This is a genomic window from Streptosporangium heterodermiicola (assembly GCF_051390675.1).
GTDB lineage: Bacteria > Actinomycetota > Actinomycetes > Streptosporangiales > Streptosporangiaceae > Streptosporangium.
The window spans coordinates 34,819-51,300 of the sequence record NZ_JBPJSR010000008.1; the positions used below are offsets into that span (position 1 = coordinate 34,819).

The following is a 16,482-nucleotide window of genomic DNA, read 5'->3' on the forward strand; positions in this document are numbered from 1 at the left end:
CTTAAGGTGGGAGCGAGGATGTGATCAAGTGGTCGGCGACCGGAATCGCGAGGCGACTCAGTTCACGAGGCGATCGGGTTCACGAGGCGACTCGGTTCACGAAGTGAACGGAGAGGGAAGGGAAGGAAGGGCCGTGGAGCGCTATCTGGCGTTGGAGCTGGCGAGCACGATCCGCCACGACGGGGACGGCGGCGTCGCCGACGACCTGGCCACCCTCCAGGGAACGGCCCGCTGGATCCGGGAGCAGGCCGGCGACATCGGCGACATCGGCGACATCGCCGACGGGCTCACCGCCGACGAGAGCCTCAGGAGCGAGGTCGTGGCCCTGCGGCAGGCGGTACGGGCACTGTTCGCCCACGCGGTCCGCCCCGGTCCGCCCAGTCCTGCCGACGCCCATCGCCTCATGCCGGTCGACCAGGCTCTGGCGCGTCTCAACGCGGCCGCGGGCGGAGAACCGGTCACCCCGCGGCTGGACTGGCCCTCCGGTGGGGTGCCCGCGACCCGGCTGCTGTCGGCAGAGAAGGACCCGCGCCTCCGTCTCGTCGCGGCGCTGGCCCGCGCCGCCATCGACTTCCTGGCCGGCCCGCGACGTGAGGACCTGCGGGCCTGCACCGCGCCGCGCTGCGTCCGCTACTTCGTCAAGCGGCACGGACGGCAGGAATGGTGCAAGCCGTCGTGCGGCAACCGGGCCCGCGCCGCCCGCCACTACCGACGGCACTCCGCAGCCGACGCGGGCCCCTCCCAGCCGTGAAACCGCCGCTAAGGATGCCGGGCTCTCAGTCCTGAAACCGCTGCTGAAGGCGCCGGGCCTGACCTGTGAGTCGTGATGAGCTGACGGACGCCGTCTACGACGCGTCGGTTCCCGGAACGGGTGCCGGTCCGGCACCGGCCGGTTCGCGCCGGTGTCTCGCGGCCAGCTCGCCGAGCAGTTTCCAGGTGCGGCGCTCGTCCTCCGCGGAACCGATCGCGGTCTGGGTGTAGACGAGTTCGGTCACGCCCGCTTCGACGTACGCGGCCACCTGGTCCGCGAGGAGCTCCTCGTCCCCGATCGCGACCAGCTCGGCGGGGTGGCCGACGCCCTCGCGGTCCAGCGCCGCGCGATAGGACGGGATGGTCCCGTAGTACCCCATGTTCTGCTCCGCGCGGGTCCGGGCGCCCGCCACGTCGGCGGTCACCACGCCGGAGACGATCGCGGCGACCCGGGGTGCCGGTCGCCCGGCCGCCTCCGCGTACCGGGTGATGGTCGGCACGGTGTACTCGGCCAGCGTGCGCGGGCCGGACAGGATCGGCAGCGCGCCGTCGGCGAGCTCGCCCGCGGCGCGCAAGGTCTGCTCGCCCGCCGCCGCGACCAGCACCGGCACCCGTGGCCGCGCGCCCGGCACGGTCATCGGCAGGGGGGTCCTGGCGACCAGCGTCTCGCCGTCCAGGTTCGCGGTGCCGTTCTCGAAGAGGTCGCGCAGCACCTCCAGGTACTCCCGCAGGTGCCGGACCCTGGGGTGTGGCGCGATCCCGTAGGTCTCCTCGACGAACGACCTGATCGACATCCCGACGCCCAGCGTGAAGCGCCCGTGGCCGGCCGCCTGCGCGGTCTGGGCCTGCATCGACATCGCGATCGGGTGTCGCGGGTAGATCGGCACGATCGCGGTGCCGACGTCGATGCCGGGCACCTCGCGCGCGGCCATCGCGGCAACCGTGATGGCGTCGTGGTCGAACCGCTGGGTGAACCAGGCCGAGGTCAGCCCCGCGGCGGCGAGCTCCTTCACCTCGCCGATCAGGGTGTCGACGGAGTTGGCTTCGGCGGACAGCCGCGTGTGATCGGTGGGCAGTGCGACACCGATGCGCATGGCGTACTCCAATCGTTCGGCCGGGGACCCGGCCAGAAATCTTTACTGAGTCAATATATTGCCTGAGGAAAGCATTTAGGTCCCGGTTCCCCTTCGAGCCCGTGGTCGCGGGCCCTCCGTCCGGCGGCCCGGGGCTTCCTCGGGGCGGAAATCTTTTCGAAGGACGGTCGATCCCGTCGGACGCCGTTCGTGTAGGGGGCGAGAAGCCGGCACGGTGCCGGTGGGCAGCCGATGGGATCGCGAAGATGAGGAAGATCGTTGTAGTCGAACACCTCACCCTCGACGGGGTGATGCAGGCACCGGGCGCGCCGGACGAGGACGTGCGCGGCGGGTTCGAGCACGGCGGCTGGGCGGCGTCCGGCAACGACGCGGTGATGGGCGGCGAGATGGCGAAGGGGATGGGGGGTTCCGAGCTACTGTTCGGGAGGCTGACCTACGAGAGGTTCCACTCCTTCTGGCCGAACCAGCCGGCCCCCAACCCGTTCACCGAGGTGCTGAACAACACCCGCAAGTACGTCGCGTCGACGACGCTGACCGGGCCTCTCCCGTGGGTCAACTCCACGCTGCTGGCGGGCGACGCCGCGAAGGCCGTGGCGGAGCTCAAGAAGGAGCCGGGCGCGGACATCGCGGTGCTCGGCAGCGGGGAACTCGTCCGGTCGCTGATGCGGCACGACCTCGTCGACGTGTACAAACTCATGATCCACCCGCTGGTCCTGGGGGCGGGCCGGCGTCTCTTCCCCGAGGGCGGCCCGCTCGCGGGGCTGAGGCTCACCGACTCCGTCACGACCACCACCGGTGTGGTGATCGCGACCTACGGCCGGACGTGAACCCGGACGCCGTTCGGGTGGTGGGTAGGAAGACGGCGACGGCGCCGCACCGGTCGTCCAGGAGGGACGCGCGATGAAACAGTATCTGCTCAGCGTTTACCAGCCCGGCGGAGGTCCTCTCGACCCCGAGGCGCTGGAGCCGATCACCCGGAACCTGGAGACCCTGGAACGGGAGATGAGGACCGCCGGTGTGTGGGTCTTCTCCGGCGGCCTGCACTCCCCGGACACGGCGACCGTGGTCCGGGTCAAGGACGGCGACACGCTCATGACCGACGGCCCGTTCGCCGAGGGCAAGGAACACCTCGGCGGGTTCACGGTCATCAGGGCGCCCGACCTCGACGCCGCGCTCGAATGGGGTCGCAGGCTCGCCCTGGCGATCGGCCTCCTCCCCATCGAGGTGCGGCCGTTCCAGGGCGAGGTGGACGGCTGACGTCCGGTATGCCGGGCGTCCCCGCCTCGGAGATCGACCGCGTGTTCCGTGCCGAGTACGGGCGCGCGGTCGCGGTCCTGGTGCGTCTCCTCGGCGACATCGACCTCGCCGAGGAGGCGGTCCAGGACGCGTTCACCGTGGCGGCGGGCCGGTGGCCCTCGACCGGCCTGCCGCCGAGCCCGGCGGGGTGGATCATCACGACCGCCCGCAACCGGGCGATCGACCGCTTCCGGCGGGAGGCGATCCGCGAGGACCGCCATGCCCAGGCGGCCCTGCTGCACGCCGACGACGAACCGCTGGAGGAGGGCGCCGTGCGCGACGACCGGCTCCGCCTGATCTTCACCTGCTGCCATCCCGCGCTCGCCGTCAACGCCCAGGTCGCGCTGACGCTGCGGCTGCTGGGCGGGCTCACCACCGCCGAGATCGCCAGGTCCTTCCTGGTGCCCGAGCCGACCATGGCCCAGCGCCTGGTCCGGGCCAAGAACAAGATCCGCGACGCGGGGATCCCGTACCGTGTCCCGGCCGAGGCCGATCTCCCGGACCGGCTGCGGGCCGTCCTGGCCGTGGTGTACCTCGTCTTCAACGAGGGCCACACGGCGAGCTCGGGCGAGAGGCTGGTCCGCGAGGACCTCTGCGCGGAGGCCATCCGGCTGGGACGGCTCCTGGCCGGGCTCATACCCGACGAACCCGAGGTCATGGGGCTGCTCGCGCTCATGCTGCTCGTCGAGTCCCGCCGGGTCGCCCGCACCACGCCGGACGGCGCCCTGGTGCTGCTGGCGGACCAGGACCGGGGCCGCTGGGACCGCGACCTGATCGCCGAGGGACAGGACATCGTCCGGTGGTGCCTCCGGCGCGACCGGCCGGGCCCGTACCAGATCCAGGCCGCGATCAACGCCGTCCACAGCGACGCGCCGACCGCGGCCCTCACCGACTGGTGGCAGATCCTGGCCCTGTACGACCGGCTCCTGACCCTGACCCCCAACCCGGTCGTGGCACTCAACCGCGCGGTCGCGGTGGCCGAGACCGACGGTCCGGGGGCGGCGCTCACCCTGGTCGACGGCCTCGGCCTCGGCGGCTACCACCTGTTCCACGCCGTCCGTGCCGACCTGCTCCGGCGTCTGGGGCGCACCGCCGAGGCGGCGCGGGCCTACGAGGAGGCGATCGCCCTCACCCGCAACGCGGCCGAACGCGACTTCCTGCGCCGCAACCTCCAGGCGCTCCCCTGATCCGGGCGCACACCCGAGTCCGGCGCGCCCGTACCGGCGCCCGTGCGGCGGCCGGGCCCCCGCGAGGATCACCGGGTCGCACGGGGCGACCGCCGGGACCGTCAGGCGAGGGCGCTGCGGAGCCACTCCTCGACGCCGGCGATGTGGACCGTGGCCCAGGCCCGCGCCACCTCCGGCTGGCGGGCGGCGATGGCGTCGCAGATCGCGGTGTGCTGCTCGCGGGTCTTCTCCAGGGCGTTCTCCTGGGTGAGGCCCCGCCAGATCCTGGCCCTCGTGGTGGGCCCCGAGAGGCTCTCGATGAGGGAGCACAGCACCGCGTTGCCCGAGCCCGCCGCGATGCGCTGGTGGAACTCCAGGTCGTTGGCGACCAGCTGCTCGACGCTCGGGTCGGGAGGCAGCTCGTCGAGGATCTTGCGCAGCTCGGTGACCTCGGACTCGGACATGCACGTCGCCGCCATCGCGGTCGCCGCGGGCTCCAGGATCCGCCGGACCTGGAAGAACTGCAGCACGGTGTCGTCCTGGTGGAAGTCGACCACGAACGACATCGCGTCGAGCAGCAGCCTCGGCTCCAGGCTGGTCACGTATGTGCCGTCGCCCTGGCGCACGTCCAGCACGTTGATCAGGGCCAGGGCCCTGACGGCCTCGCGCAGCGAGTTGCGCGACAGGCCGAGCCGATCGGCCAGGTCGGCCTCCTTGGGCAGCCTGCTGCCCGGGGCGAGCTCGCCAGACAGGATCATCTGCTTGATCTTGTCGATAGCGGCGTCGGTGACCGCCACTCTGCACCGTCCTCAGGTCGCGCCAGACATCCGATGTCTATGAGTGTATGGCGAACCGGACCGGATCCGCCCCCGTCACGCGGCGGATGATTCCGCGGACCTCCAGCGTGCGAAGGTGGGCCGCCGCCTCCCCGGCCGCCATCCCGCGCAGTACGGGGGGGAAGTCCGCCCACGGGCGGTTCCAGGTCATCCGCCCGGCGATCTCCCAGATGGTGAGCGGTTCCCCGGCCTCGGCGAGCAGGGTGGCCAGCCGTCGGAGCTTCTCCTCGTGGTGCACGCCGATCTCCGTCGCCCGAGCCGCCGTGTCCTGAAATATCCATTCATGGGCGGGTAGGGCTTCGAGGTCGCCCAGGCCCTTCACCTTCTCCAGCGACTCCAGGAAGTCGCTGAGCGGATCCACGTCCGCGCGGTCGTACGGATAGATCCCGATGTGCGGCGTGATCGCCGGAAGCACGTGGTCCCCGGTGAAGATCCGGTCGGCGTCCTCCAGGTGCAGGCAGACGTGGCCGGGCGTGTGACCGGGCGTCCAGATCGTCCGGAGCCTGCGCCCCGGCAGGTCGATCAGGTCGCCGTCGGTGAGGACGCGGTCGGGCACCGCGGGCGGCTGCGGCCGGTTCCCCGTCACCTCCTCCACCTCGACGGTTCCCGCTCCCGCCCGGCGCAGCATGTCCGCCTGGAAGTCGCGGTGCGCGTCACCCTGGAAGTCCCGCATGAGCCTGATCAGCGCGGCGTCGGCCTCGTGCATGGCGATCCACGCGCCCGACTCCTCCCTGACCCGGCCGGCCAGCCCGGCGTGGTCGGGGTGGAAGTGGGTCACGACCACCCCGCGCACGTCGCGGACGTCCATGCCGACCGCCCCCAGCCCGTCGCGCAGCGCGAGCCACGCCTCCGGGGCGTTCCAGCCCGCGTCGACCAGCACGGGGCCGGCGGGGGACTCGATCGCGTAGACGAGCGTGTAGCCGAGCGGGTTGGCGGGGATCGGGACGGGCACGCTCCACACCCCGCCGCCGGTGTCGAACGGACGCTGCTCGCTGTACGGCCTGCGGCGGGATTTCAACGGTGGTGCTCCTTGTACGGCCTGCGGGATGTCAACGGTGGTGCTTCTCGTGCGGCGGCGCTCACGGGTTCCCGAATCGCCGGTGCCGTTCACCGGGCGCTCCGGGGATGAGCCACGAGTGCTCCAGGTGATCGGTACCGCTCGGGGCGGTCCGGAGTGCCGGTGTCGCTCAAGACGCTCCAGGGGTCGGCGCCGTTCACGGGCGCCCCGGGCCGGCGGTGCCGTTCAGAGGCGCTCCAGGATGGTCGCGGTCGCGAGGGCCCCGCCCGCGCACATCGCCACCAGCGCGGTCGAGGAGTCGGACCGCTCAAGCTCGTGCAGGGCGGTGGTGATCAGTCGGGATCCGGTCGCTCCGACCGGATGGCCGAGCGCTATGGCGCCGCCGTTGACGTTGACCCGTTCCATGTCTGGCTTGTGCACCGATGCCCAGGATAAGACCACCGAGGCGAAGGCCTCGTTCACCTCGAACCTGTCGATGTCCGCCGTGCCCATCCCGGTCGCGGCCAGCACCCTGGCGGTCGCGTCCACCGGCCCGTCCAGGTGGTAGTACGGCTCGGAGCCGACGAGCGCCTGGGCGAGGACGCGGGCCCGGGGCCGCAGGCCGTGCCGGGCGGCGGCCTCCTCGCTCATGAGGAGCACCGCCGCCGCGCCGTCGGAGATCTGGGAGGAGGTGCCCGCCGTGTGCAGGCCGTCCTCGCCCATCACGGCCCTGAGCCCGGCCAGCCCCTCGACGGTGGTCTCGCGCGGCCCCTGGTCCCTGTCGACGACGCGGGTCTCGCCGGTGGGCTCCCCGTCCTGGCCGAGGACCGGCGCGGTCACCGGGACGACCTCCCGGTCGAAGCGGCCCTCGGCCCACGCCTCCGCCGCGAGCCGCTGGGACCTGGCGCCGAACCGGTCGAGCCGCTCCCGGGTCAGCCCGCGCCGCCGCGCGATCCGCTCGGCGGCGGTGAACTGGTCGGGCAGGTCGATGGCCCAGTCGTCGGGCCGGGGGTTGGCGGGCAGCACGTTGGAACCGAGCGGCGCCCGGCTCATCACCTCGACGCCGCAGGCCACGCCGACGTCGACGACCCCGGCCTGGATGAGCGCCGCGACCAGGTGCACCGCCTGCTGCGAGGAGCCGCACTGCGCGTCGACCGTGGTCACGCCCGTCTGGTACGGGAGCCCGGCGTAGAGCCAGGCGTGCCGCCCGACATGGCCGCCCTGCTCTCCGGCCTGCGTGACGCATCCGGCGAAAACCTGTTCCACCGCGGCCGGATCGATGCCCGACCTGCCGACCAGGCCGTTGAGCGCCGCGGCGAGGACCGCCTGCGGCTTCAGCCCGGCGAGCCATCCGTTGCGCCTGCCGATCGGGGTCCTCACGGCCTCGACGATCACCGCACCCATCACGATCTCCTCGCCATCCGGGTCGGAGCCCGCGGCCGTCGGGCGACCGTTCCCGCCGATCCGCCCGCCCGCGCGTCGCTCCAGAACGTCGCTCTAGTCGTTTCCGCTAGCGACTGTAACGGGTTCTAGTTTCAGGCGGAAGGAGCGGCGGGGTTTCCGGTGGAACAGCGCCTCCGGCGGAACGGCCCTCCGGGGGGCCTTCGACGGAGACGGCGCCTCGGCGGAACGGGTTCTCGTACGGAGGCGGCTCCCGGGTTTCTCGGATGTCCCCGGGTTTCTCAGGCGGGGGAGGACTGGAAGTCGGCGAGCAGGCGCCCGGCGGCGATCTCGATGCGGCGCTGGATCTGCTCGTACGTGCGGCGGCCCCTGAGCATCTCCATGAGCTCGTGCACCCAGACGCTGGACAGCGAGCCCGCCAGGGCGAACTGCTCCTCGGTGGCGGTCTCGACGGTGAGGTCGTCGCCGGCGACGCGGAGCAGCAGCCCCGCCATGCGGTCGCCGAACGGGATGTCGACATCGGCCATGATCAACGATCGGATGAGCGCGTCGGCGAGCTCGGGCTCGCGCATCAGGCCCCGGGTGGCGCGCATCAGGACGTCGACGGCCCGCCCCGAGGCCGTGGCGGCGTTGGGCGGCCGGCGCTCGATGCTGGTCTCCAGGAGGTCGATCTCCTCGCCGACGACGGCGACGACGAGGTCCATCTTGGAGGGGAAGTATCGGTAGAGCGTGCCGAGCGCGACCCCGGCGCGCTCGGCGACGGTCCGCATCTGCATCGCCTCGACGCCGCCCCGCGAGGCGAGGGCGGCGGCGGCCTGGACGATGCGCTTGCGCCGCTGGTGCTGGCTCCTGGTGCGGACACCTGTGGACGCCGATTCGCTCTGCATGCCGGAGGCCCCCTCGGTCGTGGCCGGATCGGCGTCGCTCGGGGCGTGCCTGCCGGTCCTGTGCGGGGTGACCGGCGTATCGGTGGTCACATGCGAGGTGCGCATGAGAACACGTTATCTGATTTCCGGATACTCCGATGGGTTACTCGCGAGTCACAAAGATGCCCCGCGCTTACATGGCATATGCGGTGCGGCGGTTATGCGGCGACTTATTGCGATTGGCTGGCACTGGACACAGAATAGAATCTGTTCTACTTTCCGGAAGGGCGAAGCGGCCGACAGAAACCCTGGAGCGCCAGTGGACTTCAATCTCGACGAGACACAGACCGACCTGCGCGAACTCGCGGTCGACCTCCTCGGCAAGGAGGTGACCTCGGCCAGGCTCGAAGCCCACGAGAAGAGCGGCGCGCCCTACGACACCGCCCTGTGGCGCTCCCTCGCCGGGGCCGGGCTGCTCGGCGCCACCCTGCCCGAGGAGGCCGGGGGCGCGGGGCTCGGGCCGGTGGAGATGGCGGTCGTCCTGCGGGAGATCGGCGCCCACGTGGCCCCCGTACCCGCCGAGCAGAGCCTGGTCGCGGCGCAGGTGATCACCAGGTACGGCTCCGGGGAGCAGCGCGAGGCACTGGCCCCGCTGGCCGACGGTGAGACCTCGCTCGCCGTCGCCCCCTCCGAGCCGGGCCGTGACCTCGGCGACCTCACCGCCCCGCCGGTCACGACCGCCCGCCGCGACGGCGCCGGATGGGTGCTGGACGGCGCCAAGGGCACGACGCCCTACGCCGCCCAGGCCGCGAGGATCCTGCTCCCCGCCGCCACCGCCACCGGAATCGGCCTGTTCCTGGTGGACCCCGCCGAGGCGGCCCTGCGGCCGGTGCCGACCTCCACCGGCGAACCCGCCGCCGCGCTCACCCTGGAGGGCACTCCCGGCGAGCTCGTCGGGGCCGAGGACGGCACGGCGGCCGGCGGCCTGCGGAGGCTGGCGCTGGCCGGGAACATCGCCGTCACCTCCGGGGTGCTGGCCGGGGCGCTGGCGCTCACCACCGGGTACATCAGGACGCGCAAGCAGTTCGGCCGGGCGCTGGCCGAGTTCCAGGCGGTCACCGTGCAGATCGCCGACGTCTACATCGCCGCGCGGGCCCTGGACGTGGCCGTGTGGTCCGGGGCGTGGCGGCTGGCCGAGGGGGCGGACGAGGAGGCCGAGACGGACCTGAACGTCGGCGCCCTGACCGCGACCGACCAGGCGCTGCGGGCGCTCTACACCTGCCAGCACCTGCACGGCGGGATCGGCGTGGACGTGACCTACCCGCTGCACCGCTACTTCGCCTGGGGCAAGCACCACGCCCACCTGCTGGGCGGGGTGGAAGCCCGGCTCGACACGATCGGAGCGCTCGTCTGATGCTGATCGACCTGACTCCCGACCAGAGGAGACTCCGCGACGAGCTGCGCGAGTACTTCCGGTCCTGTCTCACCGCCGAGGACCGCGCGCGGATCTCCACCGACCCGTTCGGCCACGCGTACATGGAGCACTGCCGCACCCTCGGCCGCGACGGCAAGCTCGGGCTCGGCTGGCCCAAGGAGTACGGCGGCGGCGGGTACGGCCCGCTGGAGCAGCAGATCTTCGCCAACGAGATCGCCCGCGCCGAGGTGCCGTACCCGATCATCACCGTGCAGACCGTCGGCCCCACCCTCATGCAGTACGGGACGGCGGAGCAGAAGGAGTTCTTCCTGCCCCGGATCCTGGCCGGGGAGTGCCACTTCGCGATCGGCTACAGCGAGCCGGGGGCGGGCACCGACCTGGCGTCCCTGCGCACCACCGCGATCCGCGACGGCGACCACTACGTCGTCAACGGGCAGAAGATCTTCACCTCGGGCGGCCACTACTCCCAGTACGTCTGGCTCGCCGCCCGCACCGACCCGGACGCGAGGAAACACCGCGGGATCACGATGATGATCGTCGACTGCGCCGACCCCGGCTACTCGTGGACCCCGATCACGACGATGGACGGGCGCCACCACACCAACTCCACCTACTACTCCGACGTACGGGTGCCGGTGGACATGGTCGTGGGGGAGGAGAACAAGGGCTGGGACCTCATCGTCAACCAGCTCAACCACGAGCGGGTCACGCTCGGCCCGGCGGGCAACCTCGCCCACACCTACGACCGGTTCCTGGCCTGGGCCCGCCGTACCGGCACGATCGAGGAGCCCGCGGTACGCAGGGCGCTCGGCCAGGTCTACGCCTACTTCCGGACCAACGAGCTGCTGAACTGGCAGGTCGCTGCCAACATGGACCTCGGCTGGCTGGGCGCCCCCGACGCCTCGGCCACCAAGGTGTACGGCTCCGAGCGGCTGCAGGACGTCGGCAGGATCGTCGGCGAGGTCCTGGCCCGCTTCGGGGACCCGTCGGACCCGGACACCGCGGACCTGATGGACCGGGTCGACCGCGGCGCCAAGGGCGGGCTGGTGCTCACCTTCGGCGGCGGGGTCAACGAGGTCCAGCGCGAGCTCATCGCGATGCTCGGCCTGAGCCTGCCGAGGCCGCCCCGATGACCGAGACACCCGGGACGGCGGAGACGACGGAGACGACGGAGACGGCCTCCCTGCACGAGCGGCTCGTCGCCCTGGCCGAGCGGCAGATCGCCGAGGGGGAGGTGCTCGGTGTCGCGGAGGCGGACCCGGTGAACATCCCGATGATCCGGCACTGGACCGACGCCATGGGCGACGCCAACCCGCTCTACACCGACCCCGAGGCCGCGGCCGCCGGGGTGCACGGGGGGATCGTGGCCCCACCGGCGATGATCCAGGTCTGGACCATGCCCGGCGTGGACGGGAGCGGGAGGAAGCGGGCGGGCACGCCGATCGACGCGGTGCTCGCGATGCTGGACGGCAACGGCTACACCGGCGTGGTCGCCACCAACTGCGAGCAGACCTACCACCGCTACGTGAGACTCGGCGAGTCCCTGGTCCCGGCCACCCGGTTGACCGGCATCACCGGGCCGAAGCGGACCGCGCTCGGCGAGGGCTACTTCGTCACCTGGAACATCACCTGGTACGCCGACGGCGAGGCCGTGGCCGAGATGCTGTTCCGGGTGCTGAAGTTCAGGCCCAGGGAGCGGGCCGGGGGACCGGGCGAGGACGCGACCGCGCCCGCGTCTGCTTCCGGCGGGAACGGGCTCCCGCCCGCGAGCGAGGCTCCTTCCCGTACTCCGCCCGCCCAGGACGCGCCCGCTCAGGACGCGCCCGCGACGGGCGGGGACGCGACGGGCGGGGACGCGGCCCCGCGTGCGCCGTACCCGCTGAGACCCGCGATCAACGCCGACACCGCCTTCTTCTGGGAGGGCGTCACCGCGGGCGAGCTGCGGATCCAGAGGTGCGCCGACTGCGGCGAGCTGCGCCACCCGCCGGGACCGGTCTGCCCCTCGTGCCGTTCGGCCGCCCGCGCGTTCGTGACGGTGAGCGGCGAGGGAGAGGTCTACAGCTACGTCGTCCACCACAACCCGCCGGTCCCGGGACACCGGACACCTTTCGTGGTCGCCGTGGTGGAACTGCCGGAGGGCGTGCGGATCGTGGGCAACGTGGTGGACTGCGACGCTTCGCGGGTGGGTATCGGTATGCCGGTGCGTCTGACGTACCGCCAGATGGACGACGAGCTGATCCTGCCCATGTGGGTCCCCCTGGAGGCGTGATGCGGACACTTACCGGCGACGAGGTGCGGGTCGGAGCCTCGCTTCCCGAGCTCGCGATCGACCTGAGCCCCACCGTGGTCGTGTCGACCGCGCTCGCGACCATGGACTTCACCCCCGTCCACCACGACGTCGAGGGCGCGAGGGCGCAGGGGTCGAAGGACATCTTCCTCAACATCCTGACCACCATGGGTCTCGTCGAGCGCTACGTCACCGACTGGGCCGGACCCGAGGCGATCATCCGCGGCATCAACGTCAAGCTCGGCGTCCCGGCGTACGCGGGCGACAGGCTGGCCTTCACCGGCAGCGTGGTCGCCTGCGAGGACGGCGAGTTCACCGTCGAGGTCCGGGGCGGGGTCAGCCTCGGCGACCACGTCTCGGGCACCGTCAGGTTCGCCCTCCCCGCCCGCTGACCGCGCCCCTGGCGGCCGGGAGAAGGCGGGAACACGGACACACGCAGGAACACAGAAAGGCCCCCACCACCGTGGTCTCCTTCTCCGGGAGTACGGCCGTCGCCGGGATCGGCGCGACCGAGTTCTCCAAGCAGTCGGGCAGGTCAGAGCTCCAGCTCGCGGCCGAGGCGGTGTTCGCGGCGCTCGACGACGCGGGTCTCGCGCCCTCCGACGTGGACGGTCTCGTCACCTACACCCAGGACGCCAACCAGGAGATCGCCGTGGCCCGCGAGGTGGGCATCGGCGACCTGTCGTTCTTCTCCCGCGTCCACTACGGCGGCGGCGCGGCGTGCGGGACCGTGCTGCACGCGGCGATGGCCGTCGCCACCGGGGTCGCCGAGACCGTGGTCTGCTACCGGGCGTTCAACGAGCGCTCGGGGAACAGGTTCGGCCAGCCCGACGCCCGCATCGGCGGCGAGCCCTCGTCCCAGGGCCTGGAGATGAGCTGGCACGTGCCGTACGGGCTGATGACCCCCGCCGCCTGGGTCGCCATGTTCGCCCGGCGCTACATGCACGCGTACGGGGCCACCTCCGAGGACTTCGGCCGGGTGGCGGTCGCCATGCGCAGGCACGCCTCCACCAACCCTTCCGCGTGGTTCCACGGCCGCCCGATCACCCTGGAGGAGCACCAGGCGTCCAAGTGGATCGTGGAGCCGCTGCACCTGCTCGACTGCTGCCAGGAGAGCGACGGCGCGGTGGCGCTGGTGGTCACCTCCGCCGAGCGGGCCAGGGACCTGCGCAGGTCACCCGCCGTGATCACCTCGGCCGCGCAGGGGTCGGGCGCCGACCAGATGATGATGACCAGCTACTACCGCGACGACATGACCGGCCTGCCGGAGATGGGGGTGGTCGGCCGCCAGCTCTGGAAGCAGTCGGGACTCGGCCCCTCGGACGTGCAGACGGCCATCCTGTACGACCACTTCACCCCGTTCGTCCTCACGCAGCTGGAGGAGCTGGGCTTCTGCGGGCGCGGCGAGGCCCGCGACTACGTGGCCGGGGGCGGCATCGAGATCGACGGCCGTCTCCCGGTCAACCCGCACGGCGGCCAGCTGGGGGAGGCGTACATCCACGGCATGAACGGCATCGCCGAGGCCGTCAGGCAGATCAGGGGCACCTCGGCCAACCAGGTGGCCGGGGTACGGAACGTGCTGGTCACCGCCGGAACGGGGGTGCCGACCAGCGGGCTGGTCCTGTCGTCGGAGTGACCCGGGGCCTCGGGGGCGCCTGCCTGGAGTCGCGGTCCTGCGGTTCGCGTACGCGGCGGGGCAGGGCGGGGCGGGTGGAGACGGGTGTGACGGGCCGCGCGCCCGGTGTGGAGGCCGGGCGCGCGGTCGTTCAGCGGTTAACTTGGTGACTCGGTGACTTAACGGCTCAGCAGCTCAGGTTGCCGCCGGGGGTGGTGCCGAGGATCTGCACGAAGCGCTGGTAGGCGTTGATCCGGCTCTGCACCTGCGCGGGGTTCCTGCCGTTGCACTCCAGGCTGCCGTTGATGCTGCGGATCGTCTCGCCGAAGCCACGGCTGTTGATCATCGCGTTGTGCGGCGTCATGGTGCCGGGGCCGTTCTGGGTGTTCCAGTACCACAGGGCGGTCTTCCAGGCCACCGCCGCGTCGTTCTGGACCAGGTACGGGTTGCCGAGCAGGTTGATGCCGAGCGCGTCGCCCGCCGCCTTGTAGTTGAAGTTCCAGCTCAGCTGGATCGGGCCGCGCCCGTAGTAGGCCGCCTGGCCCGCCGGGCAGCCGTACGGCTGGCTCGCGTCGCAGTAGTGCGGGTAGTTCGCGGTGTTCTGCTCCACGACGTGGACCAGGCCGCCGGTCTCGTGGTTGACGTTGGCGAGGAAGGCGGCCGCCTCCTGCCTCTTGATGGTGTCACTGCCGGTCTTCGCGAAGCCCGGGTAGGCGCTCAGCGCGGCGGTCAGGCCGCTGTAGGTGTAGAACGAGTTCCGGCTCGGGAACATCTGGTTGAACTGGGCCTCGCTCACGACGAAGCTTCCGCCGGTGGGGGGAGGCGTCGTGCCGCCGCAGGTGTACGGCTCCCAGTACCAGGTGCTGATCACCGGGTCGTAGCCGGGGTTCTCGTTCTTGGCGCGGTAGTACTGGCCGTTGGTGTACTTGACGATGCTGCCCGCGGGGTACCAGGTGCCCGCCGCCCAGTTCGGGTGGTTGCAGTTGCCCGTGGGGGGAGGCGTCGTGCCGCCGCCGCAGGTGCCCTGGTCCGCCCACACGTCGACGGTGCCGGGGACCTCGTTCTGGGTCCACCACTTCGCCGACCAGTTGCGGCCGTTGTGGGAGGCGGTCATGCCGCCGGTGTAGACCTGCGAGGAACTCCACGGGGTCACGCAGGCCGCGGCGGCGGCGGAGGACGCGGAGGCCGTCGGCAGGGCGACCGCGAGCACGCCCGTGACCGCGAGGGCGGCGAGGGCGGCCATGATGCGCTGTCTCAACACTTGATCACTCCTTCGTGCGGTGGGGGGCCGCAGAGGTTCGAGACTGTGTGCGACCGGGGCGCGAGTGGCTCACGCGAGAGGCTTGCAGACCCAGTCAGGGCGAGTAAGGACGGAGGGGCTCCGCGTTACCTGTTTCATCGGGGACGTCGGACGGTGGGGGACGTCCGGACGGCCGGACCTCCGGGGGACGGCGGCTCGCGCCATCGGGGTTCGCGCAGCTCTTGGTCGGGTCGAACGGTTTCCCAGGGGCCGCGAATGCCTCCGTCTTAACTTTCTCTTAAGAAAGTTTCCTAAGAGTTGCCGTGATACTAGCCTTGACAGATCGCTGTCACAACCCCGATGTCCCTTGTTTCCCGCCGTCGCGGGCGAGCGCGTTCCTTGTCCGATATGACCCGCGCCCGGTTAATTCACACTGGCGTTATAAGTCCGGTTAGACAGTGAATGTAACTTTTATAGGCGTTTCGGATGTCATCATGTGCGTCATGTTGGAATCCCTCGGGCTCGATCCTGTGGAGGAGCGCGTCTACCGGTTCCTGGTCACCACCGCGGAGGCGGAGGTCACCGACCTCATAGGGAACCTGGGCATCGACGCCGAGACGGCCGAGACGGTGCTGATATCGATGCGGGTCAGAGGGCTGGTCAGGACGGTCGGTCCCGGCAGGCGGCGGTTCACGGCCGTGGCGCCGGACATCGTGCTGGGCTCACAGCTCCTTCGCCACCAGCAGGCGCTCGACTGGGCGCGGCGCGAGGTGGACCAGCTCTCGGAGGAGTACCGCGACAACACCCGCCGCCGCGACGCCGGACGGCTGGTCGAGGTCCTGCCGAACCGCGTCGTGCTCGGGGAGCATCTCGACCGCCTGCAGGAGAACGCCCGCCACGAGGTCCTCTACCTCTGCCGGGGCCGCGCGACCGCGCTGCCCGTGGAGGAGAACCTCGCCGAGCTGGACGCGCTGCGCCGCGGGGTCGAGTACCGGGTGATCTACGAGAGGTCCCTGCTGGAGGAGCAGGGCATGCAGGCCAACGTGGCGTACGGGGTCAAGCTGGGCGAGCAGGCCAGGGCCGTGCCCTGCCTGCCGGTGCGGCTGACGGTCGTCGACCGGGAGGTCGCCGTGCTCCCGCTGGTACAGGAGGCAGGAGGCTCCGAACCGACGGCGGCGCTGGTCCGGGGCGGCCAGCTGCTGGAGGCGCTGGTCGCTCTCTTCGAGGGCTGCTGGGAACGGGCGACGCCGTTGCGGATCGCCGAGGACGGTGCCCTCACCGAGGGGACGACACCCTGCCCGCTCGGTCCCGACGACCTCTATCTGGTCTCGCTGCTGGTCGCGGGCGTACCGGACAAGTCGATCGCCACCCAGCTGGGAGTGAGCCAGCGGACCGTGCAGCGGCGCGTCTCGAACATCATGGAACTCGCCGGGACCCAGACCCGCATGCAGCTGGCCTGGCGCGCCGCCACCGAACGCTGGCTCTGAGCGCCCGGCCGC

16 protein-coding genes are annotated in these 16,482 nt (G+C 71.6%); 10 read left to right on the forward strand and 6 right to left on the reverse strand.

Annotation, left to right across the window (positions count from 1 at the left end; all coding sequences use genetic code 11):
* Window positions 1–133 precede the first annotated feature (133 nt).
* The gene (locus ACSC1Q_RS18685) at window positions 134–751 is read left to right on the forward strand and encodes a CGNR zinc finger domain-containing protein (RefSeq protein ID WP_436759980.1); all 618 of its coding nucleotides are present in this window, start codon (window positions 134–136) and stop codon (window positions 749–751) included.
* Between the two features lie 94 nt (window positions 752–845).
* Here ACSC1Q_RS18685 and ACSC1Q_RS18690 read toward each other — a convergent pair whose 3' ends face one another.
* Window positions 846–1,844: a TIGR03564 family F420-dependent LLM class oxidoreductase gene (locus tag ACSC1Q_RS18690; protein WP_436759981.1), complete on the reverse strand. Its 999-nt coding sequence runs from the start codon at window positions 1,842–1,844 to the stop codon at window positions 846–848.
* 245 nt (window positions 1,845–2,089) lie between these two features.
* On the opposite strand from ACSC1Q_RS18690, the gene ACSC1Q_RS18695 reads away from it, so the two are divergent.
* The 3 genes from ACSC1Q_RS18695 (at window position 2,090) to ACSC1Q_RS18705 (ending at window position 4,327) form a co-directional block, all read left to right on the forward strand.
* Window positions 2,090–2,671 carry a dihydrofolate reductase family protein gene (locus ACSC1Q_RS18695; RefSeq protein WP_436759982.1) on the forward strand — a complete coding sequence of 194 codons (582 nt, stop codon included), beginning with the start codon at window positions 2,090–2,092 and terminating at the stop codon, window positions 2,669–2,671.
* Between the two features lie 73 nt (window positions 2,672–2,744).
* Window positions 2,745–3,101 (forward strand): YciI family protein, encoded by a 357-nt coding sequence (locus tag ACSC1Q_RS18700; protein WP_436759983.1) that lies wholly within the window; start codon window positions 2,745–2,747, stop codon window positions 3,099–3,101.
* An 8-nt stretch (window positions 3,102–3,109) separates the two neighbouring features.
* Window positions 3,110–4,327, forward strand: a complete 1,218-nt coding sequence (locus ACSC1Q_RS18705; protein ID WP_436759984.1) for an RNA polymerase sigma factor — start codon at window positions 3,110–3,112, stop codon at window positions 4,325–4,327.
* Window positions 4,328–4,428: 101 nt separating this feature from the next.
* Here the strand turns inward: ACSC1Q_RS18705 and ACSC1Q_RS18710 are convergent, their stop codons facing one another.
* From ACSC1Q_RS18710 to ACSC1Q_RS18725, 4 genes are all read right to left on the reverse strand, one after another.
* Complete coding sequence (locus ACSC1Q_RS18710) at window positions 4,429–5,103, reverse strand: FadR/GntR family transcriptional regulator (protein WP_436759985.1); 675 nt, start codon at window positions 5,101–5,103, stop codon at window positions 4,429–4,431.
* Between the two features lie 37 nt (window positions 5,104–5,140).
* Entirely contained in the window at window positions 5,141–6,160 is a 1,020-nt protein-coding gene (locus tag ACSC1Q_RS18715) for an MBL fold metallo-hydrolase (RefSeq protein ID WP_436759986.1), read from the reverse strand.
* Window positions 6,161–6,385: 225 nt separating this feature from the next.
* Window positions 6,386–7,543, reverse strand: coding sequence for a steroid 3-ketoacyl-CoA thiolase (locus tag ACSC1Q_RS18720; RefSeq protein WP_436759987.1), 1,158 nt, complete (start codon window positions 7,541–7,543; stop codon window positions 6,386–6,388).
* 278 nt (window positions 7,544–7,821) lie between these two features.
* Window positions 7,822–8,427 carry a TetR family transcriptional regulator gene (locus ACSC1Q_RS18725; RefSeq protein ID WP_436760263.1) on the reverse strand — a complete coding sequence of 202 codons (606 nt, stop codon included), beginning with the start codon at window positions 8,425–8,427 and terminating at the stop codon, window positions 7,822–7,824.
* 298 nt (window positions 8,428–8,725) lie between these two features.
* Between ACSC1Q_RS18725 and ACSC1Q_RS18730 the strand changes: the two genes are divergently transcribed.
* The 5 genes from ACSC1Q_RS18730 (at window position 8,726) to ACSC1Q_RS18750 (ending at window position 13,764) form a co-directional block, all read left to right on the forward strand.
* Window positions 8,726–9,820 (forward strand): acyl-CoA dehydrogenase family protein, encoded by a 1,095-nt coding sequence (locus ACSC1Q_RS18730; protein WP_436759988.1) that lies wholly within the window; start codon window positions 8,726–8,728, stop codon window positions 9,818–9,820.
* Window positions 9,820–10,974 (forward strand): acyl-CoA dehydrogenase family protein, encoded by a 1,155-nt coding sequence (locus ACSC1Q_RS18735; RefSeq protein ID WP_436759989.1) that lies wholly within the window; start codon window positions 9,820–9,822, stop codon window positions 10,972–10,974. Before ACSC1Q_RS18730 ends, ACSC1Q_RS18735 begins: the two co-directional genes overlap by 1 nt.
* Window positions 10,971–12,110 carry a bifunctional MaoC family dehydratase N-terminal/OB-fold nucleic acid binding domain-containing protein gene (locus tag ACSC1Q_RS18740; RefSeq protein ID WP_436759990.1) on the forward strand — a complete coding sequence of 380 codons (1,140 nt, stop codon included), beginning with the start codon at window positions 10,971–10,973 and terminating at the stop codon, window positions 12,108–12,110. Before ACSC1Q_RS18735 ends, ACSC1Q_RS18740 begins: the two co-directional genes overlap by 4 nt.
* A complete protein-coding gene (locus ACSC1Q_RS18745; RefSeq protein WP_386162404.1) occupies window positions 12,110–12,520 on the forward strand; it encodes a MaoC/PaaZ C-terminal domain-containing protein in 411 nt (136 codons plus the stop codon). The genes ACSC1Q_RS18740 and ACSC1Q_RS18745 overlap by 1 nt, the downstream gene beginning before the upstream one ends.
* 71 nt (window positions 12,521–12,591) lie before the next feature.
* Window positions 12,592–13,764, forward strand: coding sequence for a lipid-transfer protein (locus tag ACSC1Q_RS18750; RefSeq protein ID WP_436759991.1), 1,173 nt, complete (start codon window positions 12,592–12,594; stop codon window positions 13,762–13,764).
* A gap of 166 nt (window positions 13,765–13,930) precedes the next feature.
* Here ACSC1Q_RS18750 and ACSC1Q_RS18755 read toward each other — a convergent pair whose 3' ends face one another.
* A complete protein-coding gene (locus tag ACSC1Q_RS18755; RefSeq protein WP_436759992.1) occupies window positions 13,931–15,004 on the reverse strand; it encodes a glycoside hydrolase family 19 protein in 1,074 nt (357 codons plus the stop codon).
* A 482-nt stretch (window positions 15,005–15,486) separates the two neighbouring features.
* On the opposite strand from ACSC1Q_RS18755, the gene ACSC1Q_RS18760 reads away from it, so the two are divergent.
* On the forward strand, window positions 15,487–16,470 hold the full coding sequence (locus ACSC1Q_RS18760) for a helix-turn-helix domain-containing protein (protein ID WP_436759993.1): 984 nt from the start codon (window positions 15,487–15,489) through the stop codon (window positions 16,468–16,470).
* Window positions 16,471–16,482: the final 12 nt, after the last annotated feature.